General features: G+C 64.7%; 25 protein-coding genes and 1 pseudogene. 1 reads left to right on the top strand and 25 read right to left on the bottom strand.

The features are described 5' to 3' along the window. Nucleotides 1-12: 12 nt before the first annotated feature. Together RSE14_RS03155 and RSE14_RS03160 are read right to left on the bottom strand one after the other, a co-directional pair. The gene (locus tag RSE14_RS03155) at nucleotides 13-1,203 is read right to left on the bottom strand and encodes an NTP transferase domain-containing protein (RefSeq protein WP_324075789.1); all 1,191 of its coding nucleotides are present in this window, start codon (nucleotides 1,201-1,203) and stop codon (nucleotides 13-15) included. Nucleotides 1,204-1,316: 113 nt separating this feature from the next. Beyond that, the gene (locus RSE14_RS03160; protein ID WP_324075790.1) at nucleotides 1,317-1,628 is read right to left on the bottom strand and encodes an Hpt domain-containing protein; all 312 of its coding nucleotides are present in this window, start codon (nucleotides 1,626-1,628) and stop codon (nucleotides 1,317-1,319) included. A gap of 70 nt (nucleotides 1,629-1,698) precedes the next feature. Between RSE14_RS03160 and RSE14_RS03165 the strand changes: the two genes are divergently transcribed. Then, on the top strand, nucleotides 1,699-4,242 hold the full coding sequence (locus RSE14_RS03165; RefSeq protein ID WP_324075791.1) for a coiled-coil domain-containing protein: 2,544 nt from the start codon (nucleotides 1,699-1,701) through the stop codon (nucleotides 4,240-4,242). Here RSE14_RS03165 and RSE14_RS03170 read toward each other — a convergent pair whose 3' ends face one another. The 23 genes and pseudogenes from RSE14_RS03170 to RSE14_RS03280 all read right to left on the bottom strand — a co-directional run bounded on the left by RSE14_RS03170 (nucleotide 4,243) and on the right by RSE14_RS03280 (nucleotide 25,490). Continuing rightward, the gene (locus RSE14_RS03170) at nucleotides 4,243-4,521 is read right to left on the bottom strand and encodes a DUF1467 family protein (protein WP_324075792.1); all 279 of its coding nucleotides are present in this window, start codon (nucleotides 4,519-4,521) and stop codon (nucleotides 4,243-4,245) included. Further along, nucleotides 4,521-6,176, bottom strand: coding sequence for a ribonuclease J (locus RSE14_RS03175; RefSeq protein ID WP_324075793.1), 1,656 nt, complete (start codon nucleotides 6,174-6,176; stop codon nucleotides 4,521-4,523). Before RSE14_RS03175 ends, RSE14_RS03170 begins: the two co-directional genes overlap by 1 nt. A 23-nt stretch (nucleotides 6,177-6,199) precedes the next feature. Next, nucleotides 6,200-6,994 carry a type III pantothenate kinase gene (locus RSE14_RS03180; protein WP_324075794.1) on the bottom strand — a complete coding sequence of 265 codons (795 nt, stop codon included), beginning with the start codon at nucleotides 6,992-6,994 and terminating at the stop codon, nucleotides 6,200-6,202. A 17-nt stretch (nucleotides 6,995-7,011) separates the two neighbouring features. Beyond that, nucleotides 7,012-7,737, bottom strand: coding sequence for a biotin--[acetyl-CoA-carboxylase] ligase (locus tag RSE14_RS03185; RefSeq protein WP_324075795.1), 726 nt, complete (start codon nucleotides 7,735-7,737; stop codon nucleotides 7,012-7,014). Continuing rightward, nucleotides 7,734-9,212 (bottom strand): NADH-quinone oxidoreductase subunit NuoN, encoded by a 1,479-nt coding sequence (nuoN, locus tag RSE14_RS03190; RefSeq protein ID WP_324075796.1) that lies wholly within the window; start codon nucleotides 9,210-9,212, stop codon nucleotides 7,734-7,736. Before nuoN ends, RSE14_RS03185 begins: the two co-directional genes overlap by 4 nt. Continuing rightward, entirely contained in the window at nucleotides 9,212-10,792 is a 1,581-nt protein-coding gene (locus RSE14_RS03195; protein ID WP_324075797.1) for an NADH-quinone oxidoreductase subunit M, read from the bottom strand. Before RSE14_RS03195 ends, nuoN begins: the two co-directional genes overlap by 1 nt. A 14-nt stretch (nucleotides 10,793-10,806) precedes the next feature. After that, nucleotides 10,807-12,819, bottom strand: coding sequence for an NADH-quinone oxidoreductase subunit L (gene nuoL / locus RSE14_RS03200; protein WP_324075798.1), 2,013 nt, complete (start codon nucleotides 12,817-12,819; stop codon nucleotides 10,807-10,809). A 7-nt stretch (nucleotides 12,820-12,826) separates the two neighbouring features. Beyond that, nucleotides 12,827-13,132, bottom strand: coding sequence for an NADH-quinone oxidoreductase subunit NuoK (gene nuoK / locus RSE14_RS03205; protein ID WP_324075799.1), 306 nt, complete (start codon nucleotides 13,130-13,132; stop codon nucleotides 12,827-12,829). Continuing rightward, complete coding sequence (locus RSE14_RS03210) at nucleotides 13,129-13,752, bottom strand: NADH-quinone oxidoreductase subunit J (RefSeq protein WP_324075800.1); 624 nt, start codon at nucleotides 13,750-13,752, stop codon at nucleotides 13,129-13,131. Before RSE14_RS03210 ends, nuoK begins: the two co-directional genes overlap by 4 nt. Before the next feature lie 128 nt (nucleotides 13,753-13,880). Next, nucleotides 13,881-14,369, bottom strand: coding sequence for an NADH-quinone oxidoreductase subunit NuoI (gene nuoI, locus RSE14_RS03215; protein WP_273675723.1), 489 nt, complete (start codon nucleotides 14,367-14,369; stop codon nucleotides 13,881-13,883). After that, nucleotides 14,366-15,412 (bottom strand): NADH-quinone oxidoreductase subunit NuoH, encoded by a 1,047-nt coding sequence (nuoH, locus tag RSE14_RS03220; protein ID WP_324075801.1) that lies wholly within the window; start codon nucleotides 15,410-15,412, stop codon nucleotides 14,366-14,368. The genes nuoI and nuoH overlap by 4 nt, the downstream gene beginning before the upstream one ends. Next, nucleotides 15,409-17,424 carry an NADH-quinone oxidoreductase subunit NuoG gene (gene nuoG, locus RSE14_RS03225; protein WP_324075802.1) on the bottom strand — a complete coding sequence of 672 codons (2,016 nt, stop codon included), beginning with the start codon at nucleotides 17,422-17,424 and terminating at the stop codon, nucleotides 15,409-15,411. Before nuoG ends, nuoH begins: the two co-directional genes overlap by 4 nt. Further along, on the bottom strand, nucleotides 17,424-18,716 hold the full coding sequence (gene nuoF / locus RSE14_RS03230) for an NADH-quinone oxidoreductase subunit NuoF (protein WP_324075803.1): 1,293 nt from the start codon (nucleotides 18,714-18,716) through the stop codon (nucleotides 17,424-17,426). The genes nuoG and nuoF overlap by 1 nt, the downstream gene beginning before the upstream one ends. Continuing rightward, nucleotides 18,716-18,892, bottom strand: coding sequence for a hypothetical protein (locus RSE14_RS03235; RefSeq protein ID WP_324075804.1), 177 nt, complete (start codon nucleotides 18,890-18,892; stop codon nucleotides 18,716-18,718). The genes nuoF and RSE14_RS03235 overlap by 1 nt, the downstream gene beginning before the upstream one ends. After that, nucleotides 18,889-19,032 carry a hypothetical protein gene (locus tag RSE14_RS03240; RefSeq protein ID WP_324075805.1) on the bottom strand — a complete coding sequence of 48 codons (144 nt, stop codon included), beginning with the start codon at nucleotides 19,030-19,032 and terminating at the stop codon, nucleotides 18,889-18,891. The genes RSE14_RS03235 and RSE14_RS03240 overlap by 4 nt, the downstream gene beginning before the upstream one ends. 1 nt (nucleotide 19,033) lies before the next feature. Beyond that, complete coding sequence (nuoE, locus tag RSE14_RS03245) at nucleotides 19,034-19,702, bottom strand: NADH-quinone oxidoreductase subunit NuoE (protein WP_324075806.1); 669 nt, start codon at nucleotides 19,700-19,702, stop codon at nucleotides 19,034-19,036. After that, a complete protein-coding gene (locus RSE14_RS03250) occupies nucleotides 19,695-19,841 on the bottom strand; it encodes a hypothetical protein (protein ID WP_324075807.1) in 147 nt (48 codons plus the stop codon). Before RSE14_RS03250 ends, nuoE begins: the two co-directional genes overlap by 8 nt. Further along, nucleotides 19,838-21,049 carry an NADH-quinone oxidoreductase subunit D gene (locus RSE14_RS03255; RefSeq protein WP_324075808.1) on the bottom strand — a complete coding sequence of 404 codons (1,212 nt, stop codon included), beginning with the start codon at nucleotides 21,047-21,049 and terminating at the stop codon, nucleotides 19,838-19,840. Before RSE14_RS03255 ends, RSE14_RS03250 begins: the two co-directional genes overlap by 4 nt. A 5-nt stretch (nucleotides 21,050-21,054) precedes the next feature. After that, a pseudogene (locus tag RSE14_RS03260) lies at nucleotides 21,055-21,690 on the bottom strand (NADH-quinone oxidoreductase subunit C); the annotation flags it as partial. A gap of 13 nt (nucleotides 21,691-21,703) precedes the next feature. Continuing rightward, nucleotides 21,704-22,258 (bottom strand): NuoB/complex I 20 kDa subunit family protein, encoded by a 555-nt coding sequence (locus tag RSE14_RS03265; protein WP_416379374.1) that lies wholly within the window; start codon nucleotides 22,256-22,258, stop codon nucleotides 21,704-21,706. A gap of 35 nt (nucleotides 22,259-22,293) precedes the next feature. Beyond that, nucleotides 22,294-22,668, bottom strand: coding sequence for an NADH-quinone oxidoreductase subunit A (gene ndhC, locus RSE14_RS03270; protein ID WP_324076803.1), 375 nt, complete (start codon nucleotides 22,666-22,668; stop codon nucleotides 22,294-22,296). Nucleotides 22,669-22,815: 147 nt separating this feature from the next. Beyond that, entirely contained in the window at nucleotides 22,816-24,042 is a 1,227-nt protein-coding gene (locus RSE14_RS03275) for an SMP-30/gluconolactonase/LRE family protein (protein ID WP_324075810.1), read from the bottom strand. After that, nucleotides 24,039-25,490, bottom strand: a complete 1,452-nt coding sequence (locus RSE14_RS03280) for a coniferyl aldehyde dehydrogenase (protein ID WP_324075811.1) — start codon at nucleotides 25,488-25,490, stop codon at nucleotides 24,039-24,041. Before RSE14_RS03280 ends, RSE14_RS03275 begins: the two co-directional genes overlap by 4 nt. Nucleotides 25,491-25,571: the final 81 nt, after the last annotated feature.

A 25,571-nucleotide genomic window follows, 5' to 3' on the forward strand; every position in this document is an offset into this window, starting at 1 on the left:
GTTAAATCCGCGTTAGCCCAGATCGCGGGTTTGCGGGAGCAGCATTCCGCCGGTGAAGAGCAGCGCAACGAGCGCGGTTGCCTCGGGCAAGAGGCCAAAGGCGGCAGCCAGTGCGAGGAGCGCGAGGAGCACGCTCCGGTCCGCCAGTGGCGCGAGCGGCGCGGGCGGCAACGAAAGGCGGGCAAGGCCGATCAGCACTGCACCCAGCAGCGCCAGCGGCACGAAGGTGGCCGGCGCAGACAGCGCCAGCACCAGCATGGCCGAAGCGGCGCAATCGACCGCAATCTGCGGCCACGCCCGCTTGCCCGGGCCTGCGCCCTCGCCCAGCAAGGCATGCTTCATCGCGGCCAGAGCGCCCGAAAAGGTTGCCGCAAAGGCTCCCAAGGCGCCAAGCCCGAGCCCCACTGCCGATAGCCCGCCCGCCGCCGCAGCAATGCCGCCTGCCAGCAGCAGCCCCGATCCGGCCAGCGCCAACAGCGGCCCCTGCGCCAGCCCGCGCGGAGAGAACGCCCGCGCCGCTAGGCCTGCGAGGCTGGCCGAAGGCCGCCGCCAGTCGGCCTCGCCCGCAGCCCGCATGATCAGCGCCTGTTCCTGCGCTACCAACGCGCTCTCGTCGCTGGCGAGGAGCCATGAGCCGCCGGCCGAAACCTCGGCGGGCAGATCGCGGCATGGCGTTCCGGCCTGAAGCGCAAGCCGCAGCAGCAGCGAGATCGCGTCGGCATCGGGCGGGAAATCGGCCAGATGCTGCACCGGCGCGCCGCGCATCGCCAAAACCCCGCCCCAATGGCGCGCGGCATCGATGCGCTCGAAATCATCGGGATGGGCGGCGACCAGCGGGCTGTCCGATGGCAGGCAGGCGACAAGGCGCGGCGGCGTGGCCTCGGCAAACAGACGCGCGGTCACGGCGGGATCGGGCAGCAACCCGTCGGCCAGGATCACCAGCTCGTCCTCGGCCCGCACCAGCGCCGGCAGGTGAAGGAAACCGCGCAGAGCCTGAAACGTGCCCCCCGCCCTTTCCACCGCCTGCTGCACCCGCAGGATTTCCGCATCGGGACTTTCGCAGAGGCACAGGATCCGTTCGCACCCGAAGCTGCGCAGCAGATCAACCTGCCGCGCCAGCACCGATCGTCCCGCCAGCGGCAGTCCGGCACGCAACGTGCCCGTTCCGGTTCGTCTGAGGGCCGCGATCAGGGCCGTGCGCATATCCCGCCTCCCGCAAGGGGGTTTCCCTTGGGAGAATTGCCGCTTTCACCGGCGAGGTTCAAGCCATGCCTGCGCGGCTGTGCCCGAAATCTGTCTGCGGAAGTGTTAGGCGCTCAGCGCTTCATCGAGCGGTTGAAACGCGCCAGCACCGCTTCGATCTCGCGGATCACGAAGGGCTCACCGGGCGCGGAATTGAGCGCGTGTTCGGCAGCGGCCTGCAATTCATCGGCATGGAAGCTGGCGGCCAGACCCTTGAGGCGCATCGCGGCCACGTTCCAGTTGCCATCGCAACGCGCCCGCTTGAGCAGATCGAGCTGCCGCGCTGCACTGTCGAGGAAGGCCCCGCGCAGCTCGCGCATCAGCGCGGCGTTTTCGCCGGCTGCTGCCGCTAGTGTCGCATCAAGAGCACCATTATCATAGGCCATGATGCCCGATTACAGGCGATTAGGTTAAAGCGGGGTTTATCCCGAGTCCGCCTGTGATATGATGCCAGCCATGACAGGACGGCACCAGATACGCGCCTTGGGGCGCAAGGGCGGCGCGGATGACGCTGGCGATGCGGCAATTCCCGAGGGTGAGGCCGCGCCCGAGAGCGGCGAGATACTGCTCGAGGAAAGCTGGGAAGAGCCGTCCGCGGATACCGCTCCCTCCACCAGAGGCGCATGGATCGCCCCTGCTCTCGCGCTGCTGGCCATGGCCGGATGGACCGGATTCTTCGGCTGGACGGTGAGCGCCGAGGCGCTGGCGGGTGCCGCTCCGGGGACATGGGCAGGCTGGATCGTATCGTGGTCGGTGCCGATGGGGCTGATCGGCATTCTCTGGCTGCTGGCAATGCGCTCCTCGCGCGCCGAGGCGAGCCGCTTTGCCGCCAGCGCCGCGCTGCTGAGCCGGGAAAGTGCCGAGCTCGAGGCACGGCTCAAGGTGGTCAACCGCGAGCTCAGCCTTGCGCGGGAATTCCTCGCCGCGGAAGCCCGCGACCTCGAAGCCCTCGGCCGGATCGCGGCGGAGCGCATCTCCACCCATGCCGCCGAATTGCAGGCGCTGGTCGCCACCAATGGCGCGCAGGTCGAAGCCATCGGCTCGGCGAGCGAAACCGCGCTCGGCAATATGAACCGGTTGCGCGATGATCTTCCCGTGATCGCCAATGCCGCCCGCGATGTGACCAACCAGATCGGCAATGCCGGTCGCCATGCTCAGGAACAGCTCGATCAGCTGACCATCGGGTTCGAGCGCATCGGCACCATCGGCACCGCCAGCGAGGCGCAGGTCCAGAGCCTCAGCGCCACGGTGGGCGAAACGCTGACCGGGTTCGAAGCGCAGGTTGCCCGGATCGAGGCACTGGTGAGCGACCGCTTCACCCGCTTGCAGGGCGAGACCGCCGCCTATCGCGAGCGCGTGGAAGCGCTCGAAGTCGCCGCACTCGATGCCCTGCGCACCCAGACCGCGCAGCTCGAAACCGATATCACCGCCGCCGCAGAAAGGCTGCGCGAAGCCGAAGAGGCCGCCCGCGCGGGTCTGCGCGGAGAGATGGAAGCGCTCGATGCCGAAGCCGCCGCCCGTCTCAAGGCGGTCGAAGCGGCCGAGGCCAGCGCACTTGCCACGGCCCGCAGCCGGATTGCCGCGATCACCGAGGAAGCCGACACCATCGAGGTGCGTCTGGCTGCCCGCGACCTCCAGTTTGCCGAGGCTGTCGAGCAGCGCCAGTCGGCCTTTGAAACGCGCGAGGCGCAGGCCAGCGAAGTCCTCGCCCAGCGGCTCACCGCGCTCGACGATGCCCTCGCCCAGCGGCGCGAGGCGCAGCTCGCCGACACCGCGAGGCTGGTGGCACATGGCGAGGAAATCACCGCGCAGCTCGATAACTTCGGCGCACTGCTGGCCGAGATCACCGCCAGCGGCCATGCTGCACGCAGCAGCCTGTCCGACGGCTTTGACGCGCTCGACCAGACGCTTGCTGCCAAGCGCGCCGCCCTCGCCGAGACCGAGGCGCGGCTTGCCCAGCTGACCGAAAGCGGGGTGCGCCTGCTCGAAATCATCCAGTCAGGCGCGCGCACGAGCCGTGAGGAATTGCAGCAGGCCATCACTTCGGCAAGCGAGACGCTGGCGGGCGTGGAAGGCCGGGCGGGCGATGTGCGCCAGCTGATGCTGGCCTCTGGCGAGAGCGGCAAGGACCTCTCGGCCTATCTCATCATGACCCGCGAGGAGATCGCTGCGGCCGACGCCGCGATTGCCGGCTTTGGCGCGAAACTCGCCGAGCAGTCGGACGAGGCGCTCGCCAGGCTTCAGGGCCTGCGTGGCGGTTTTGCGCGATTGAACGAAGAAAGCGGCACGCTGGCGGGCGAGACGCAGGAGCAATTGCGCACGGCGCTTGCCACGCTTGAGGAAGCCATCGCCAAAGCCTTTGCCACGCTCGATGAAGGCGCGCGCGAAAAGGCGGCGGCGCTGGCGACAAGCCTCGGCGGGGAAGCGGTGCAGGCGCTGGAACGCACGATGCGCAACGAGACCGCCGCTTCGGTCGGCAAGATCGAAGCCGCTGCCGCCCATGCCTCGGGCGTCGGGCGCGAGGTGGTGGTGCAGCTGCGCGACCAGCTGGTGAAGGTGAACGAGCTTACCGGCAATCTCGAACAAAGGGTCACTCGCGCCCGCGAACTGGCCGAGGAGCAGGTCAACAACGACTTCGCACGGCGCATGGCGCTGATCACCGACAGTCTCAATTCGGCCGCCATCGACATCAGCGGTGCGCTATCAAGCGAAGTCGCAGACACCGCATGGGACGCCTATCTCAAGGGCGATCGCGGGATCTTCACCCGCCGCGCCGTCCGCCTGATCGACAATGGCGGCGCGCGCGACATTGCCGAGCTCTACCAGCGCGACGACGCCTTCAAGGCCAATGTCAGCCGCTACATCCACGATTTCGAAGCGATGCTGCGCGCGACCCTCTCGACCCGCGATGGCCACGTGCTGAGCGTGACCATGCTGGGTTCGGACATGGGCAAGCTCTATGTCGTGCTCGCCCAGGCGATCCAGCGACTGCGCAACTAACTAGTCAGCCTTGGGCGGCTGCGGCAGAAAATCGATATCGGCGGCGCTGATCCAGCCATACTGGTAATTGGCGACGAACAACGCGGTGCATAGCGCAGCGATGATCGTGGCCCGCAGCAGCAGCTTTCCAGGGCGGAAATTGACCGGCGCGCTGTCCGCCTGTCCCGGCACCTTCGCCACGCCCGCCTCGTCCGCCGTGCGCACGCCGAAGGGCAGCATGATGAAAGCGCTCATCACCCAGAACAGGAAATAGATCGCGGCAATCGAGGTGATCTGCATCACCCCGCCCCGCCCGGCATCACCACCCGCACCTGCGGCCGCTTGCCTGACCAGCGCTGCGCTGCACGGCGGGCGGCCAGACGCGCAGCCTCGTGCACGGCGGCCGGATCGCGCCCGTCCTTGCCCTTGAGGCGGGTGATGGCATTCAGCACGTCATTCGCCGTCTCTTCGAGGAACGCGGGCATATCCTCGTCGAGCGGCAGGCCGATGGCCTCGATCACCGGCGATTGCCCGCGCACCAGCACCACCACCATCACGCCCTCGCCTGCGATGCGGCGGCGCATGGTGATCGCCTCGCCATTGGCGGGCGCGATGATATCGCCGTCGAGCACCAGACGCCCGGCGCGCACTTCGGCAAGCTTGCCCGGCTTGCCCGGGGCAAGGCGGACGATATCGCCGTTCTTCTGCACCACCTGCGCAGGGATGCCGCATTCCTTGCCGACCCGCGCCTGCTCGGCCATGTGGCGCATCTCGCCATGCACCGGCACCAGGATCTCGGGCTTGAGCCAGTCGTAAAGCGCTTCGAGCTCAGGACGTCCGGGGTGGCCGGAGACATGGATGAAGGCCTGACGGTCGGTCACCATGGTGATCGCGCGCGCGGCGAGCTGGTTCTGGATCTTGCCGATGGGGATTTCATTGCCCGGGATCTGGCGCGAGGAGAACAGCACAACGTCGCCCGCCACCAGTTCGATCGGATGGTTGCTTTCGGCCATGCGGGCCAGCGCCGCGCGCGGTTCGCCCTGCCCGCCGGTGGCGATGATCAGCACCTCACCGCGCGGGAGGCCCATGGCCGTGTCGAAATCGACCGGCGTGGGGAAGTCTTCCAGATAGCCATTATCCTGCGCCACCTCGATGATCCGGTCGAGCGAGCGGCCCGCGACGCAGATCTGACGGCCCGTCTCGCGCGCGACATCGCCCAGCGTCTGGAGCCGCGCGACATTGCTGGCAAAGGTGGTGACGACCACCCGCTTGCCCTTGTGGCGCGCAATCTCCTCCATCAGCGCCTGATGCACCGCACCTTCGCTGCCCGAGGGCTTGGGATTGAAGACATTGGTGGAATCGCACACCAGCGCCAGCACGCCGTCCTCGCCAATGGCGCGCAGATCGGCCTCGGTCGCGGGCTCGCCGATGATCGGCTCCTCGTCGAGCTTCCAGTCACCGGTATGGAACACGCGCCCGTAAGGCGTGTCGATCAGCAGGGCATTGCCCTCGGCAATCGAGTGCGCGAGCGGGAGATAGGAGACAGTGAAAGGGCCGAGCTCAAGGGCCGGATCGTCATCGCCCACGATATTGAGTTCGACCTTGCCGAGCAGGCCGGCCTCTTCGAGCTTCCTCGCCACCAGATCGGCGGTGAAGGGCGTGGCGTAAAGCGGAACGCCTAGCTCCCCCGCGAAATAGGGCACCGCGCCGATATGGTCCTCGTGCGCGTGGGTAAGCACGATCCCGAGCAGATCGCGGCTGCGCTCCTCGATGAATTCGAGATCGGCGAAGACCAGATCGACGCCCGGATATTCCGTGCCCGAGAAGGTCATGCCGAGATCGACCATGATCCACTTGCCCTGACAGCCGTAGAGATTGACGTTCATGCCAATCTCGCCCGAGCCGCCGAGCGCGAGGAACAGCAATTCGTCTTCGGGGGTAAAATCGTTCTTCACAATGTCTCTTACGTTGTGCGCAGTCAGGCGGTTTCGGCCTGCCGGGCAAGGATCGCGAGTCCGTCCAGCGTGAGGTCGGCATCGACGTAATCGAAGATTTCGGTCGCATCGTCGAACAGGATGGCAAGGCCGCCTGTCGCCACGACCTTGGCCGGGCGCCCGATCTCGGCCTGCATCCGCGCGACCATGCCTTCCATCATCGCGACATAGCCCCAATAGACGCCGATCAGCATCTGGTCTTCGGTGTTGCGACCGATCACGCTGCGGCTGGCAGGTGCGCGAATGGCGATGCGCGGCAGCTTGGCGGTCTTGCCCACCAATGCATCAAGCGAGAGGTTGATCCCCGGCGCGATCGATCCGCCCTTGTAGGCGCCGGTGAAATCGACCGCCTCGAACTTGGTGGCCGTGCCGAAATCGACGACGATCAGATCGCCGCCGTATTTGTGGTGCGCGGCAAGGATGTTGAGCGCGCGGTCGGCCCCGAGCGAGGAGGGCTGATCGACATCGATATCGAAGCGCCAGCGCGCCGCGCCCTGCCCTGCAAACAGCGGGGTGATGCCGAAATATTTCTGGCACAGCACGGTCAGGTTGTGGTCGGCCCGCGGCACCACGGAAGCGACGATGATCTGCGTGATATCCGAGCGTTCCAGCCCTTCGATCTTGAGCAGCTGGAGCAGCCACACCGCATATTCATCGCCCGTGCGGCGCGGATCGGTGGCGATGCGCCAGCGCGCACGGATCGAATGGCGCCCCTCCTCGTCATAGGTGAACAGGGCGAAGACGACATTGGTGTTACCGACATCGGCGGCGAGCAACATGGATCGTGGTCCTTCTGTCAGGATATGTCACCGGCGCGAATGACACGTTCGCTGCCATCCGCCAAGCGCAGCCGCAATCCGCCGTCGCTTTCATCGAGCCCGGCAAAGCTGCCGGTGAGCACCGAGCCATCGGTATCGTGGACCGTGACGGGCGAGCCTGCGGCGTGGATCGAGCCGCCGAGAAAGGCGTGAAGGGTCGCGGCAAGGCCATAGGTGCGCCACGCTTCGAGCCGCCGGTCGAAGGCGGCAGCAAGGCTGGCAGCGAAACCTTCGAGCTCAGCCGGCAGGGCGATATCGGCAATCGCGGCGGTCTTGCGGTCAGGCAGTTGCGGGGCGCGTGCGAGGTTCACGCCGATGCCCACGACGATGTGCCCGCGCACCATTTCCAAGAGGATGCCCGAGAGCTTGCCGCCATCCAGCATCACGTCATTGGGCCATTTGAGCGCCGGAGCGACGTCATCCGGCAGCACCCCGGCCACTGCATCGCGCACCGCGAGTGCGGCCACGAAGCTGAGTGTGGCAGGCGGCGGCGCGCCCTCTCCCAGCTGCACCGCGGTCGATCCCATGAAATTGCCCGCGCCGTCGAACCATTCACGACCCTGTCGTCCGCGCCCTGCGGTCTGGCGGCGGGCGACGAGCCATGTCCCTTCCGCCCAGCCCTCGCCCGAGCGGATCGCGGCAGCCAGATCGGCGTTGGTCGACCCGGTCTCCTCGACCAGCGTGATGACCTGGGGGCCGTTCAAACCGCGAGGAACAGCGAGGCTGCGGCCTTGTCGGCCAGATCGGTCAGCGAGGGGGTGAGGAGATAGCCCAGCGGCGAGATGATCAGCGCGGTAAGACCGAGCAGCGCCCAGTGCCCTGCCCCGCTCTTGCCGGTGACGACGCCCGCTGGCTCGTCAAAGAACATCACCTTGACGAACTTGATGTAGTAGAACGCACCGATCACGCTAGCCGCGATGGCGATCGCGCCAAAGGCAACCAGCCCGGCCTCGATGGTCGCCTGAAACACCACGAACTTGCTGTAGAAGCCGAGCAGCGGCGGAATACCGGCCAGGCTGAACATGAACAGCAGCAGCGCCCAGGCAATCGCCGGACGGGTGACCGAAAGCCCGCGGATATCGGCGAAGGTTTCAAACAGCGCGCCCTCCTCGTCCCGCAGCATCAGCAGCGCGACAAAGCTGCCAAGGCTCATGGCGACATAGATGAACAGGTAGACGAGCATGGCGCTCGCCCCGTCCTGATTGGCAACCGCAAGGCCCAGCAGGATGAAGCCGATATTGTTGATCGAGGAATAGGCCAGCAGGCGCTTCAGGTTCTCCTGACCGATGGCTCCCAGCGCGCCGAAGACGATCGAAGCCAAGGCGGTGAACATCACGATCTGCTGCCACGCGGCAACCTGCGCCCCGAACACCTCGAACACCACCCGCGCGGTGAGCGCCACGGCAGCAACCTTCGGTGCGGTGGCAAAGAAGGCGGTGACCGGCGTCGGCGCGCCTTCATAGACGTCCGGCGTCCACATGTGGAACGGCACGGCGCTGATCTTGAAGGCAAGGCCTGCGAGCACGAAGATCAGGCCGAACAGCGGGCCATAGGCGAGCTCGCCGGTCAGTCCGCTACGCACAGCGGCAAAGCCGGTGCCGCCGGTAAAGCCATAGAGCAGGCTCATCCCGTAAAGCAGGATCCCCGAAGCAAGCGCGCCGAGCACGAAATACTTCAACCCCGCCTCGCCCGAGCGCGTGTCGCGCCGCAGGATCGCCGCCAGCACATAGGCCGAAAGGCTGTTCAGCTCGAGCCCGAGATAAAGGCTCATGAAGTCGTTGGCCGAAACCATAATGCTCATGCCGACAGCGGCGAACAGGATCAGCACCGGATATTCGGCACGCATCCCGCGCTCGGTTCCGGCAGCGGCACCCGCGAAAAAGGCGGGGGCCACCACCAGCGCGCCGATGGCGGCTAGATAGATCAGCGCCTTGGCGAACAGCGCGAAGCTGTCGACCTTCAGCAGCCCGCCGAAAGCCAGAGTCGCCGGGCCATCGGTGCCAAGGTGCAGTCCGGGGACCAGCATCAGCCCCGCCCCGAACAGTGCGGCAGCCCCGGCAATTGCGATCAGGCGCGCTGCCTTATCGCCGCCCCAGGCCGCGACCAGCAACAACGCAAGGCCCGCTCCGGTGAGCAGGAGTTCAGGCGCAACCAGCGCAAAGGAAGGTGCGAAATCCATCAGTGTGCGCCCTCCGTGGCGCTTTTCGTTGCATCGCCAGAATGTTCACTGCCGCCATGATGGCCCATCGCATTGGCTGCTTCGGCACGCGGCGCGCCGGGGGCGAGCTGCGCATCGGAAGCGGGTGCAGCCGCGGCGAGGCGAGCGTCCAGAAGGGCAATGTCGGCACGCATCGGCGCGAGGAAGCTTTCAGGGTATACGCCCATCCACAGCACCGCGGCAGCGATCGGCGCCATCATGATCCACTCGCGCGGAGAAATGTCGCCCATCTTCGCCGCGTCCTCATTGGTCTGCCCGCCGAAAGCCACACGGCGATAGAGGTAGAGCATATAGGCCGCGCCAAGGATGATACCCGTGGTCGAGACCAGCGCGACAAGGCTCGATGTCTGGTAGATGCCCGCCAGCGCCAGGAACTCGCCGACGAAGCCACTCGTCCCCGGCAGGCCGATGCTCGCCATGGTGAACAGCAGGAAGAACAGCGCGTAATAGGGCATGTTGATCGCAAGGCCGCCGTAGCGCGCGATCTCGCGGGTGTGCAGGCGGTCGTAGATCACGCCCACGCACAGGAACAGCGCGCCCGAGACGAGGCCGTGGGAGAGCATGATGATCATTGCCCCTTCCAGACCCTGCACGTTGAAGGCGAACAGGCCGACCGTGACGATCGCCATGTGCGCGACCGACGAATAGGCGATCAGCTTCTTCATGTCGGACTGCACCAGCGCGACCAGCGAGGTGTAGACCACCGCGACCATCGACAGCGCGAAGACCAGCCATGCGAACTGCGCGGAAGCCTCGGGGAACATCGGCAGGCTGAAGCGGATGAAGCCATAACCGCCCAGCTTCAGCAGCACGCCGGCCAGGATCACCGAGCCTGCGGTGGGTGCCTGCACGTGGGCATCGGGCAGCCAGGTGTGCATCGGCCACATCGGTACCTTCACTGCAAAGCTCGCGAAGAAGGCCAGCCACAGCCAAGTCTGCGCGCCAGCGGGGAAGCCGTATTCCATCAGCGTCGGAATGTCGGAGGTGTTTGCCTCAGCGACCATCCAGAACATCGCGATCAGCATCAGCACAGAGCCGAGCAGCGTGTAGAGAAAGAACTTGTAGCTGGCGTAGATGCGGTTGTCCCCGCCCCACACCCCGATGATCAGGTACATCGGGATGAGGCCTGCCTCGAAGAAGACGTAGAACAGGAACAGGTCCTGCGCCGCGAAGGTGCCGATCATCAGCACTTCCATTAACAGGAAGGCGGCCATGTATTCGCCGACGCGCTTCTGGATCGCGTCCCAGCTGGCAAGGATGCAGATCGGCATCAGGAAGACGCTGAGCATGATCAGCATCAGCGCAATGCCGTCGATCGCGAGCTTGTACTGGAACCCGGCGAACAGGTTCGCTTCCTCGGGGAACTGCCACTGCGGCCCGCCGATCTGGTAGTTCGACCACAGCACGATGCCGAGCACGAAGGTGACAAGCGTCGCCCCCAATGCAATCCAGCGGGCGGCATTGGCGCCTGCGAACAGGCACGCAAAGGCGCCCGCCAGCGGCACGCACATCATCAGCGACAGGATGGGAAGGCCTTCCATTACGAAGCGCGCTCCTAAAGCAGAACGTAGGTGATAGCGGCGACCAGCCCGAGCAGCATGATCAGCGCATAGGTGTAGACGTAGCCCGACTGGACCGACTTGGCCGCGACCGCACTGCGCTCGACCACCCAGGCAATACCATTGGGGCCGAAGCGGTCGATCGTGCCGATATCGCCGAACTTCCAGAAGACGCGGCCGAGAGCGAAGGCAGGCTTCACGAAGATCGCGTCATAGAGCTCGTCGAAGTACCACTTGCGGAACACGAAGTTGTGCAAGGGTCCGAAGGCGCTCACGAACTTGCCCGGCAGTTCGGGCTTGGCGATGTAGGCCAGATAGGACCCGGCCAGACCGAGCAGCATCACGGCACTCGCGGTGAGCTTCACCCACAGCGGCACGGCGTGCATCGCGTGGATCAGGCCCTCGTTGTAGAAGATCGCTTCGCCCCAGAAGGCCGGATCGTCGATGAACTGGTGGTGGAAGACAAAGCCCGCCAGCACCGCACCAAGGCCAAGGATGCCAAGCGGCAGCAGCATCGGCAGCGGGCTTTCATGCGGGTGATAGCCCGCGGTGCCGTCTTCCGATGCGTGCGCATGGTGGTGATCGTGCCCATGCGCATGGTCATCGTGGACCGCGTGCTGGATATGCTCCGACTGCTCCCACCGGGGCTTGCCCCAGAAGGTCAGGAACATCAGGCGCCAAGAGTAGAAGCTCGTCAGCAGCGCCGCGATCGCGCCGGCCCAGAAGGCGAACTGCCCCGCCCCGTTGTGGCGCGCATAGGCCGCCTCGAGGATCGCGTCCTTGGAATAGAAGCCCGCAAAGCCGAACACCCCGAGGATGCCGACCCCGGTAATCGCCAGCGTGCCCGCCATCATCGCCCAGAAGGTCAGCGGGATGTGCTTACGAAGGCCGCCATAATAGCGCATGTCCTGTTCGTGGTGCATGGCGTGGATGACCGAACCTGCGCCAAGGAACAGCAGCGCCTTGAAGAAGGCGTGGGTGAAGAGGTGGAACATCGCCGCCCCGTAAGCGCCGACGCCTGCGGCAAAGAACATGTAGCCCAACTGCGAGCAGGTCGAATAGGCGATCACCCGCTTGATGTCCCACTGGGTCGTGCCGATGGTCGCCGCGAAGAAGCAGGTGGCAGCCCCGACGATCGTGACGATGGTCAGCGCGGTCGGCGCGGTCTCGAACATCGGCGACAGGCGGCACACCATGAACACGCCCGCCGTCACCATGGTCGCGGCGTGGATCAGCGCGGAGACCGGCGTCGGGCCTTCCATCGCGTCCGGCAGCCAGGTGTGAAGGCCCAGCTGCGCCGACTTGCCCATCGCACCAATGAACAGCAGGATGCACAGGATATCCATCGTGTAGAGGCGCATGCCGACGAAGGTGATCGTGGAACCGCTCATCCCCGGAGCCGCCGCCAGGATCTCGCTGATCGAGGTGGTCTGGAACACCAGATAGGTGCCAAAGATGCCGAGCATGAAGCCAAGGTCACCCACGCGGTTGACCACGAAGGCCTTGATCGCCGCCGCGCCTGCCGAGGGCTTCTTGAACCAGAAGCCGATCAGCAGATAGGAGGCAAGGCCGACGCCTTCCCAGCCAAAGAACATCTGGACGAGGTTGTCGGCCGTCACCAGCATCAGCATCGCGAAGGTGAACAGCGAGAGATAGGCGAAGAAGCGCGGCTGATCCGGGTCTTCCTCCATGTACCCCCACGAATAGAGGTGCACGAGCGCGGAAACCGAGTTGATCACGACCAGCATGATCGCGGTCATGGTGTCGACACGCAGTGCCCAGTCGAAGGTCAGCGTGCCCGACTGCACCCACTTGAGCACCGGCACGACCTCAGCCGTCGCGGTGCCGCAAAGGAAGCCGAGAAAGATCGGCCAGCTCAGGCCAGCGGCAAGGAACAGTCCGGCCGTGGTCACGCTCTTGGCCGCGACATTGCCGATCATGCGGTTGCCGAGCCCCGCGATCAGCGAAGCCAGCAGCGGCGCGAATACGATGATGAGGATGGGATGCACGAGCCTCTTACCCCTTCATCCGGTTGATATCGTCGACCGCGATCGAGCCGCGGGTGCGGAAGTAGATCACCAGGATCGCAAGGCCGATGGCCGCTTCGGCCGCCGCCACGGTCAGCACCAGCATCGCGAAGATCTGGCCCACCAGATCCTGCATGAAGGCGCTGAAGGCGACGAGGTTGATGTTTACCGCCAGCAGAATGAGCTCGACCGCCATCAGGATGACGATCACGTTCTTGCGGTTGAGGAAGATCCCCAGCACGCCGAGCACGAACAGGATCGCGCCCACGGTGAGATAATGTTCGATGCCGATCACAGCTCGACCCCCTGCCCGACTTCCGGGTTCTTCATGACGGTTGCATCTTCCGGACGGCGACGGATCTGCTTGCCCACGTCCTGACGCGCACGCGCACCGGGCTTGGGCGGCTGGAAGGTCAGCACGATCGCGCCGATCATGGCGACCAGCAGGATGATCCCTGCGATCTCGAACAGCACGATGTAACGGCCATAGAGCAGGCCGCCCAAGGCCTCGATATTGCTGGAACCGGCCGCCTGCACAGCGTCACCCGCCGCCTTGCCGAGGGTCAACCCGCCCGCGCTATAGGCCCCCGCCGCCAGCAGCAGTTCGGCAAGCAGGATGCCTGCGATCACAAGCCCGAGCGGCGCATTGCGCGAAAAGCCTGCGCGCATCGCGGCAAAATCGATGTCGAGCATCATGACGACGAACAGGAACAGCACCGCCACCGCGCCGACATAGACAATTACCAGCAGCATCGCGATGAACTCCGCGCCCACCAGCACCATCAGGCCGGCGGCGTTGAAGAACGCCATGATCAGCCACAGCACCGAATGAACGGGGTTGCGCGCCATGACCACCATCACGGCGCTGGCGACAACAATGGTCGCGAAGAAGTAGAAGGCGATGGCCTGTATCATGATGATCCCTACCCCCCGATCCGCTCCGCCAGGAGCTCGCCAGAGGCCCGTCCTTACTAAACCCGAGTTCCGCGAGAGGGCCTTGGCAAGCAGGCCCCAAGCGGGTGTTGTTCTATTTTCGGCGCGCCCTAGCGATAGGGTGCGTCGGCTTCAAGGTTGGCCGCGATGGCCCGTTCCCACTTGTCACCATTCGCGAGCAGCTTGGCCTTGTCGTAAAGCAGCTCCTCGCGGGTTTCGGTGGCGTATTCGAAATTCGGACCTTCGACGATCGCATCGACCGGGCAGGCTTCCTGACAGAAGCCGCAATAGATGCACTTGGTCATGTCGATGTCGTAACGGGTGGTGCGGCGGCTGCCGTCCTCGCGTGGCTCGCTCTCGATGGTGATCGCCTGCGCCGGGCACACGGCCTCGCACAGCTTGCACGCGATGCAGCGTTCCTCTCCGTTGGGATAGCGCCGCAGGGCGTGTTCACCCCGGAAGCGCGGGCTCAGCGGCGACTTCTCGAAGGGGTAATTGATCGTTGCCTTGGGCTTGAAGAAATACTTCAGCGTCAAGGCGTGGGCCTTGAGGAATTCCCAGAGGGTGAACGATTTGATGAGGTGCGAAACGGTGGTCATGCGAAGTGCCCAATGGCCATGAGGTAACCGGAGGTGACGGCGACGAAGATCAGGCTCATCGGCAGGAACACCTTCCACCCGAGGCGCATCAGCTGGTCATAGCGGTAACGCGGTACGGTCGCCCAGATCCAACTGAACATGAAGAAGAAGATGAAGGTCTTGACGAGGAACCACACGATCCCCGGCACCGCGTAAAGCACCGGAATGTCGAGCGGCGGCAGCCATCCGCCCCAGAACAGCAGCGTGTTGAGCGAGCACATCAGCAGGATGTTGGCATATTCGCCGAGCCAGAACAGCGCGAAGCTCATCGAGGAATATTCGGTCTGGTAGCCTGCGACGAGCTCGCTCTCGGCCTCGGTGAGGTCGAAAGGCGCGCGCGCGGTCTCGGCCAGCGCGGAGATGAAAAACACCACCCACATCGGGAAGAGCAGCGGGTGGATCGCATAGGCGTTGATCAGCCCCAGCCCGAAGCCCTTCTGCGCGCTCACGATGCCGGAGAGGTTGAAGGTGCCGGCAAACAGCACCACGCAGACCAACACAAAGCCGATCGACACCTCGTAGGAGATCATCTGCGCCGAAGCGCGCATCGCCGAGAAGAACGGGTATTTGGAGTTCGACGCCCACCCGCTCATCACCACGCCGTAAACCCCCATCGAGGAGATCGCGAGGATGTAGAGCAGGCCGACATTGATGTCGGCAATCACCCCGCCGTCCCAGAACGGAATCACCGCCCAGGCGGCGAGCGCGACGGTGAAGGTGATGATCGGCGCAAGCAGGAAGATGCCCTTGTTCGCGGCGCTCGGAATGATCGTCTCTTGCAGGAAGACCTTGAGGCCATCCGCAAAGGACTGGAGCAGCCCGAACGGCCCGACCACGTTGGGCCCGCGCCGCAGCATGATCGCGCCCAGCACCTTGCGGTCGACATAGATCACCATGGCAACCGAGAACATGACGAGCAGCGAGACGATGACGATCGCGGCTACAGTGGCGACGGTCCAGGCCCATTCGTAAGGCAGGCCGAGCGACTGGAAGAAAGCGGTCATTCCGCGGCCTCCTTCACGTCCGCGCCGTGGAGCAATTCATCCGAACACCGCTGCATCACCTCGCTCGCGCGGGCGATGGGGTTGGTGAGGTAGAAGTCCTTGACCGGATAGCCGGCAATCTCGCCCTCGAACTTCGCACCGCTATCCGCCTTGGGGAGCGCGCCGTAATCGGCAAGGCCCTCTTCGCCCAGCGCAGGCACGGCAGCGATCATCTTGGCCTGAAGCTGTTCGAAGCTGTCGAAGCCGACGGTGACGCCCAGGCTATCTGCGAGCGCGCGCAAGATCGTCCAGTCTTCGCGCGCGTCGCCCGGGGCGTAAACCGCCTTCTCGGCGAACTGCACACGGCCTTCCGCGTTGACGTAGGTCCCGTCCTTTTCGGCGTAGGATGCGGCCGGCAGGATAATGTCGGCGTGATGCGCGCCCTTGTCGCCGTGGTGGCCGATATAGACCTTGAGGCTCTTGGCGTAGGGCGCATAGTCCATCTCGTCCGCGCCGAGGCTCAGCAGCACCTTGGGGCTCGCGGCGGCGATATCGCCCATCCCGCCCGGAAGCGTGAAGCCGAGCATCAGCGACGCCATGCGAGCGGCCGAAATGTGCAGCACGTTGAAGCCGTTCCAGCCCTCACGGACGAGGTCGAACTTGTCCACCAGCTTGAGCGCGGCCGGCAGCGCGCCCTTGGCCAGCCCCGCCGCGCCGAGGATCACCGCCGGGCGCTTGGCCGCCTTCATCGCGTCGCCCAATTCCTTGGGGATGCGGTTCAGAAGCTTAAGATCATTGCCGAGGAAGGTCGCCGGATAGGTCGGATCCCATTGCGGGCCGATCGCGAAGACCTTTGCCCCCGCCTTCACCGCCTTGCGCAGGCGGACATTGAGCAGCGCGGCTTCCCAGCGCACATTGCTGCCGATGATGAGGATCGCGTCGGCCGTCTCGATACCGGCGAAAGTGCTGTTGAAGTTCACCGCCGCGTGGTTCGACACGTCATAAGTCATGCCGGTCTGGCGCGCTTCGGTGAGCTGCGATCCGCAGGCATTGACCAGCGTCTTGGCCGCGAACATCGTTTCCGCATCGAGCAGATCGCCCGCCACGGCCGCGATGCTGGCCTTGTCCTTGCCGAGCGCGCCCGCGATCAGGCCGAAAGCCTCGGTCCATTCTGCCGGTTGCAGCTTGCCGTCACGGCGCACCCAGACGCGGTCCAAGCGGCGTTTGGTCAACCCGTCGACCTGATAGCGGCCCTTGTCCGACAGCCACTCCTCGTTGACGTCGTCATTGATGCGCGGCAACGCGCGCATGACTTCGCGACCCTTGGAGTGGAGCGTGATATTGGCGCCCACCGCGTCCGAAACGTCGATGCTGAGCGTCTTCTTCAGCTCCCACGGCCGCGCCTCGAAGGCGTACGGGCGAGACGTCAGCGCGCCGACCGGGCACAGGTCGATCACATTCGCCGAAAGCTCGTGCGCCGCCGCCTGTTCCAGATAGGTGGTGATCTGCATATCCTCGCCGCGATAGAGCGCGCCGATCTCGTCCACCCCGGCGATCTCTTCCGAGAAGCGCACGCAGCGGGTGCAGTGGATGCAGCGGGTCATGATCGTCTTGATCAGCGGGCCCATGTACTTCTCGGTCACCGCGCGCTTGTTCTCGTGATAGCGCGACCCGCCGCGGCCATAGGCCACCGCCTGATCCTGCAAGTCGCACTCGCCGCCCTGATCGCAGATCGGGCAATCGAGCGGGTGGTTGATGAGCAGGAACTCCATCACCCCTTCGCGGGCCTTCTTGACCATCGGGCTGTCAGTGCGGATTTCCTGACCCTCGGCAGCCGGCAGCGCGCAGGAGGCCTGCGGCTTGGGCGGCCCGGGCTTCACCTCGACCAGACACATGCGGCAATTGCCCGCGATGCTCAGGCGCTCGTGATAGCAGAAGCGCGGGATTTCCTTGCCCGCCAGCTCGCACGCCTGCAGCACAGTCGCGCCCGCCGGGACCTCGATTTCCTGACCGTCTACGGTGACCTTGGGCATTACTCGGCTGCCTCTTGGAATTGCGCGTTATGTTCGTTGATCCGCCGCTCAAGCTCGGGGCGGAAGTGGCGGATGAGGCCCTGGATCGGCCACGCGGCGGCATCGCCGAGCGCGCAGATGGTATGGCCTTCGACCTGCTTGGTGACTTCCTGCAGCATGTCGATTTCCTCGATCGCGGCGTCACCGGTGCGCAGGCGCTCCATCATGCGCCACATCCAGCCCGTGCCTTCGCGGCAGGGGGTGCACTGACCGCAGCTTTCGTGCTTGTAGAAGTAGCTGAGGCGGCTGATCGCGCGGACGATGTCGGTCGACTTGTCCATGACGATGACCGCTGCCGTGCCGAGGCCCGAGCCCAGTTCCTTCAGCCCGTCGAAATCCATCGGGGCGTTGCGGATCTGCGCGGCGGGAACGAGCGGCACGGATGAACCGCCCGGGATCACCGCCAGCAGATTGTCCCACCCGCCGCGAATGCCGCCGCAGTGCTTCTCGATCAGCTCTTCAAAGCTGATGCTCATCGCCTCTTCGACGACGCAGGGCTTGTTCACGTGGCCGCTGATCTGGAACAGCTTGGTGCCCTTGTTGTTCTCGCGCCCGAAGCTCGAGAACCACGCAGCGCCGCGCCGCAAGATCGTCGGTGCGACTGCGATGCTCTCGACATTGTTGACCGTGGTCGGGCAGCCATAGAGACCCGCGCCCGCCGGGAACGGGGGCTTGAGGCGCGGCTGGCCCTTCTTGCCTTCGAGGCTTTCGATCATCGCGGTCTCTTCGCCGCAGATGTATGCGCCCGCGCCGCGGTGCATGAAGACGTCGAAATCATAGCCCGAACCGCAGGCGTTCTTGCCGATCAGGCCTGCGTCATAGGCCTCGGAAATCGCCTTCTGGAGCGTCTCGGCCTCGCGGATATATTCGCCGCGGATGTAGATATAGGCCGCGCGCGCCCGCATCGCGTAGCCCGCGACCAGCGCGCCTTCGATCAGCTTGTGCGGATCGTGGCGGATGATCTCGCGGTCCTTGCAGGAACCGGGTTCGGATTCGTCGGCATTGATGACGAGGAAGCTCGGGCGACCATCGCGCGATTCCTTGGGCATGAACGACCACTTGAGGCCGGTCGGGAAGCCCGCCCCGCCGCGCCCGCGCAGACCGCTCGCCTTGATCTCTTCGATAATCGCGTCCTGCCCGCGTGCGAGCAGCGCCTTGGTGTTGTCCCAATCACCGCGCGCCTGCGCTGCCTTCAGCCCCCAGTCCTGGAAGCCGTAGAGGTTCGTGAAGATGCGATCCTTATCGCCAAGCATCACTGCATTCCCTTGTTCTTGGCGCGCTTCAGCCGCACCAGCGAAATCACCTGAAACACGAGGCCGAGGCCCATGATCATCACGCCCATCTCGTATGGCCCGGTCGCAGTCAGCACCGCGCCAAGCGCAAAGCCGGTGAGGCCGAGGATCGCGAACAGGAGCGTGAGCGGGTTCATCCGATCACCCCTGTGCTGTAGAGCGCGTAAAGCACGCCGATAATCAGCAGGATCACACCCACGCGCACGAGCCCCATCAGCACCTTGTAGGCGATGAAGGCGAGCACGAGTGCGCCGAGGATGGATCCGATCGCGGTCACCTTACCATTCACCCCGGTAATCGTGGTTGGCACCCACCATCGCCGTGAGCGTGGTTGGCCCGCCCGAAGGCTCGGAGGTGTGACGGCCCGGCTCCTGCGTGCCGGCCTTGGGCGTCTGCCCGGTAGCCAGCGCATCGAGTACCGCATCGAGGCGTTCGGGCGTCAGGTCTTCGTAATTGTCGTCGTTGATCTGGACCATCGGCGCGGTGGCGCAATTGCCCATGCATTCGACCTCGGTGAGGGTCCACAAGCCATCGGCCGAGATCCCGCCCTTCACCATGCCGCGCTTCTTGCAGGCGGACATGATCTCGTCCGAGCCGCGCAGCATGCAGGGGGTGGTGCCGCACACCTGCACGTGGAATTTGCCGACGGGCTTCAGGTTATACATGAAGTAGAAGCTGGCGACTTCGAGCACGCGGATCACCGGCATGTCGAGATAGGCCGCGACATATTCGATCACCGGCAGCGGCAGCCAGCCTTGCGTATCGGTCTCCGCGCCCACCTGACGCTGGGCCAGATCAAGCAGCGGCATCACCGCCGAACGCTGACGCCCCTCGGGATACTTGGCGATATGCCAGTCGGCGGTTGTCTTGTTCTCCGGCGTCCACGCGAAGCCGCCCCAGCGGGCGCGCTGTTCGGGGGTGTCGGGAGCGGGGGTGCGGTCAGCCATTGTTTTTCTCATCTCCGAACACGCGCTCGGCATGTTCGCGCTCAAGATGTTTGCGGTCGGCACGCGCAGCAATCCAGAGGATGCCGGCCCAGAAGACCAGCACACCGAGGGCCGCTGCGATGCCGTAGATCGCGATCACCGGTCACACTCTCCGAACACCACGTCGATCGCGCCGAGAATGGCGGTCGCATCGGGCAGCATGTGGCCGCGGCTCATGAAGTCCATCGCCTGAAGGTGCGAGAAGGCGGTGGGGCGGATCTTGCAGCGGTAGGGCTTGTTGGTGCCGTCGCTGACGAGATAGACGCCGAATTCGCCCTTGGGGCTTTCGGTCGCCACGTAAACCTCGCCCGCGGGGACGTGGAAGCCTTCGGTGTAGAGCTTGAAGTGGTGGATCAGGCTTTCCATCGACTGCTTCATCTCAGCCCGCTTGGGCGGGGAGACCTTGCCATCGGTGCTGGCGATCGGGCCTTGCGGCATGTCGCGCAGACACTGCTTGATGATCTTCGCGCTCTCGTAGACTTCCTTCACGCGCACTATAAAGCGGTCATAGCAGTCGGAATTGGTGCCGACCGGAATGTCGAACTCCATCCGGTCATAGACCTCGTAGGGCTGGCTCTTGCGCAGGTCCCACGGAATGCCGGCAGCGCGGATCATCGGGCCGCTGAAGCCCCAGGCCACAGCGTCCTCGCGGCTCACCACCGCGATATCGACATTGCGCTGCTTGAAGATGCGATTGTCGATCACGAGGCTCATCGCGTCGCCGAACAGCTGCGGCAGGCGGTTGTCGAGCCAGTCGCCGATATCCACCAGCAGCTTTTCCGGCACGTCCTGATGCACGCCGCCCGGTCGGAACCAGGCCGAGTGCATGCGCGCGCCCGAAGCGCGTTCAAAGAAGTTGAGGCAATCCTCGCGCAGCTCGAACACCCACAGGTTGGGCGTCATCGCGCCCACGTCCATCACATGCGCGCCGATGTTGAGCATGTGGTTGCAGATACGGGTCAGCTCGGCGAACAGCACGCGCAGATATTGCGCGCGGATCGGCACTTCGAGGTTCAGCAGCTTCTCGATGGCGAGCACATAGGAGTGCTCCATGCACAGCGGCGAACAGTAATCGAGCCGGTCGAAGTACGGCAGCGCCTGCAGATAGGTCTTGTGCTCGATCAGCTTTTCGGTGCCGCGGTGGAGTAGGCCGACATGGGGATCGATGCGTTCGATCACCTCGCCGTCCAATTCCATCACCATGCGCAGCACGCCGTGCGCGGCCGGGTGCTGGGGGCCGAAATTGATCGTGTAGTTGGAGATCACCTCACCGGTGGTGGTGAGCGATTCTTCGCGGATCATGCTCATTTCTTGGCATCTCCTTCCGGCTTGGGAGGAGCTTTCTCGTCACCCGGAAGCACGTAATCGGCACCTTCCCACGGGGACAGGAAATCGAAGCTGCGCATTTCCTGCGCGAGCTCGACCGGTTCATAGACCACCCGCTTTTCCTCTTCGGAATAGCGCAGTTCGGTATAGCCGGTGAGCGGGAAGTCCTTGCGGAAGGGGTGGCCTTCAAAGCCGTAATCGGTGAGGATCCGGCGCAGGTCCGGGTTGCCCGCAAAGGTCACGCCGTAAAGATCGAAAACCTCGCGCTCCAGCCAGCCCGCATTGGGCCACAGCGTGGTGACGGTGGGCACCGGCATATCTTCAGAGGCCGAGCACTTCACCATCACGCGGTGGTTCTTGGTCAGGCTCTGGAGCATGTAGACGACTTCAAAGCGCTCGCTGCGCGCCGGATAGTCGACGCCAGCGATCTCCATCAGCTGCTGGTACTGGTGATCGTCACGAAGGATTTCGAGCACGCGGGCAACCGCATCGCGCTCGACGCGGAAGATCACCTCGCCATGCGCTTCGACAGCCTCGATCAGCCAGACCGAGATGGTCTCCGATACGGCGTCGATCACGCCTTCGTTGGAAGCGAACCTGGGGGCGGAATGAACAAAGGTCATGGTCCGGGCGCCCTTACCTTTCGATCGTGCCGACGCGGCGGATCTTCTGCTGCAACTGCATCACGCCGTAGAGCAGCGCCTCGGCGGTCGGCGGGCAGCCGGGGACGTAAATGTCGACCGGCACGATGCGGTCGCAGCCGCGCACCACCGAATAGCTGTAGTGATAATAGCCGCCGCCATTGGCGCAGCTGCCCATCGAGATGACGTATTTGGGATCCGACATCTGGTCGTAGACCTTGCGCAGCGCCGGGGCCATCTTGTTGCACAGCGTGCCCGCCACGATCATTACGTCCGACTGGCGCGGCGAGGCGCGCGGGGCGATGCCGAAGCGCTCCATGTCGTAGCGCGGCATGTTGACGTGGATCATCTCGACCGCGCAGCAGGCGAGCCCGAAGGTCATCCACCACAGCGAGCCGGTGCGCGCCCACTGGAACAGCTCCTCGGTCGAGGTGACGAGGAAGCCCTTGTCGTTGACCTCGCTCTGGAGCGAATTGAAGAAATCGGCGTCAGGCTGGCGCACGACGCCCGCAGCGGAATTGGCCGCAGTGATGGTCGCGTTGGCAGCAATCGTTGCTGCGCTCGCGGCTGTGATGCTTGCGTTGCTCATTCCCAGTCCAACGCCCCCTTCTTCCATTCGTAAGCAAGGCCTACCGCGAGGATGAACAGGAACACCATCATGCCGCCCCAACCGGTCCAACCCGTCTGATCGAGACTCACCGCCCAGGGAAACAGGAAGGCTGCTTCGAGATCGAAGACGATGAAGCTGATCGCGACGAGATAGAAGCGCACGTCGAACTGGCTGCGCGCGTCCTCGAAGGCGGGGAAGCCGCATTCATATTCGGACAGCTTCTCGGCATTGGGGTTGTGGGCGCCGGTCAGACGCGACACCGCCATCGGCGCGAACACAAAAAGCACCGAAAGCCCGAAGGCAATCAGAATGAACAACAGTATCGGAAGATACTGGCTGAGATCGATCACGGCGATGTCCAAGCTATTAATCCCGTCGGTCGCCCTAAGCCTGTCGCGCGCACCGCGCAAGCCTGCGACTCGGGCAAAACCCCTTAGAGATGTTGCATGAAATCGAACAGTCGTTGCGGTGAAAGATTCGCAGAAGCTTGGCGCTGCTTACAGACCAAGCGGCAAACGGCGGATTTGCGTCGGCAAGGCGGGCAAATCAGGCTTCGGCGCACCCTTTTCGAACCGCTCCCACTGCCCGTTGCCTACGTAGTAAAGCGCGCCGTCAGCAACACTCCCGCCGAGCGGTTCGGTCCAGTCGGGATGCGCCTGTTCCAGCGTGCGGTGGCCGACAATGTGCGTGCCATCATCCGATAGACGCAGCGCGATGATCCGCATCGGAGAGGTGCCGTTCTGCACCGCGACCAGCTCGTCGCCGTACCGCCACAAGCCATCGATCCCGTCGAGCGCAATCGGCACGTCGCTCGCGAGCCGCGAGGCCGCACCGGTGGCGAGGTCGATCACCGCCAGACCATAGCGGTAATCGCTGGCATAGAGCCTCTGCCCGTCCGCGCTCACCGCCAGCCCCTGCGGCGAGCGCAGGGTTCCGGGAGCGACGAGCGCGCTCAGCTCTGTCGCACCGGCAGGCGCGCGGTAGATACCGCCGCCCTCCGGGTCGCTGGCATAGACAGTGCCATCCGGTCCGGCCGCAAGATCCGACACCTTCACGCCCGGTGGCGCAGCGATCCGGCGCGGATTGCCGAAATCGCCGGTGACCTCGAATATCCCCGTAAATCCTCCCAAATTGCCGGACGAGCCATCGATATCGGCCGAGGCGATCCAGCCCCTGCTGGAGTCGGCAGCCGACGCGATACCCGAAAGGGACTGAGCGCCTGTGATGGGAAACGCGGTCCATTCTGCACCGCCGCTGCGCACAAACACCGCGCGGCGGGACACCGAAGAGGCCATCGCCTCCATGCCGTTATCCGCAACAAACACCGATTCAATCAGACCCGCTTCGGCCTGCACCGTGTCGAAGATGGTGCTTGCGGCGATCACCTCGGCGGCGGGCAGAAGCAATCCGCGCGCGGCTTCGGCGTGGGCCGCGCCGATCAATTGCGGGATTTGTGCCTGCGCAGGCTGGCTGAACACATGGCCACGCTCGCGAAGCCATTCGAGGCTGGCAAGCGCCACATCGCCCTCGCCCCCGGCAAGCTGCGCATTCAGCAGCCGCAGGCGCACGCTGGTGCTGTCGGGGAAGTCGCGCGCGAGGCGCTCCAGCGCTGCCAGTTCGGTGATCTGGCCGGTCGCCGCATCGACGCTGCGCCATGGTGCAGGTCCCTGCGCCGCAAGCGGCGTCGCAAGGGCCAGCACCAGCGCAGCGGCAAGTGCCCTCATTTCATCATGCGCGCCGTAGCCTGCTCGGTCGCCTTGCCATAGGGCGGCTTCAAACCGCCCAGCTTGGCAATGTCGATCTTGGGCTGGTGATAGACCGCGCGCGCATGGCTGAATTCGCGGAAGCCTTCGATCGCGTGATAGGAGCCCATCCCTGAAGGCCCGACCCCGCCGAACGGCAGGTCTTCCATCGAGACATGGAACACCACGTCATTGGTGGTCACCCCGCCCGAGATGGTGCGGGTCAGCACGCGCTCCTGCTCGCCCTTGTCCTCACCGAAATAGTAGAGGCCAAGCGGGCGGTCATGCTCGTTGATGTAGTCGACCGCCTGATCGACCGCCTTGTAGGTCATCACCGGCAGCACGGGGCCGAAAATTTCCTCCTGCATCACCGTCATGCTGTCATCGACACCGCGCAGCACCGTCAGCGGCATCTTGCGCTGGTTGGCATTGGCGAAGTCTTCGCCCGACGGATTGACCTCGATCACCTCGGCGCCCTTGTCGCGCGCATCGGCGACGAGGCCCTGAAGCCGCTCGAAATGGCGGTCGGAGACGATCGAGGCGTAGTCGTCATTGTCGAGCACGCGCGGATACATCGCCGCTGCCGCCCCGGTCACTCCGGCGACGGCTTCATCCGCCATGTCCTCGGGCACCATCAGGTAATCAGGCGCGAGGCAGATCTGGCCGGCATTCATCATCTTGCCGATCGCGATCCGCTCGCCCGCCTTGGCGAAATCGGCGCTGCGGCCCATGATCACGGGCGACTTGCCGCCGAGTTCCAGCGTCACCGGAACGAGGTTTGCAGCCGCCGCTTGCATCACCCGACGCCCGGTCGCGGTCGAACCGGTGAAGACGAGGTGATCGAAGGGCAGCGACGAGAACGCCGCCGCGACTTCCGGCCCACCGGTGATCACCGCCACTTCTTCAGGTGCGAAATAATCGGCGGTCAGCTTGGCCATCAGCTCGCTGGTACGCTCGGTGAATTCCGACGGCTTGATCATCGCGCGGTTGCCCGCAGCCAGCACCTGCATCAGCGGCCCGAAAGCGAGCTGCACCGGGAAGTTCCACGGCGAAAGAATCCCGATCACGCCCTTCGGCTCGTAACGCACCTCGGCCTTGGCGCCGAGCAGGCCGAGCGGGAACTGGACTTTCCGCTTTTCGATCTTGGTCCAGCTATCGATGTGCTTGAGCGCATGGGCGCCCGCGCCGACCGTTGCGGCGATATCGGTGAGCATCGACTGATGCGCCGAACGGCTGCCGAAATCGGCGCTCATTGCCTTGGCAAATTCCTCGCCATGCTCCTTCACCAGTGCCATCGCGCGCTTGATGCGGTCCTTGCGCTGCGACAGCGGCTCGGGGCGCGAGGCGGTGAAGGCGGCGCGCTGGCGCGCAAGCAGGGCTTCGAGTTCTTCGCGGCGATCATCGGCCATGGCGTTCTCCCGTTCGGTCATGGATTGGTTTTGATTTGCTATCGTCTTCGCCCAAAGACTGCCGCCTGACAAGGTGCTTGCCCCCTCGCCTCGCAAGATTGC

Origin of the sequence: Erythrobacter sp. (genome assembly GCF_035194505.1) — a bacterium.
Taxonomy (GTDB): domain Bacteria; phylum Pseudomonadota; class Alphaproteobacteria; order Sphingomonadales; family Sphingomonadaceae; genus Erythrobacter.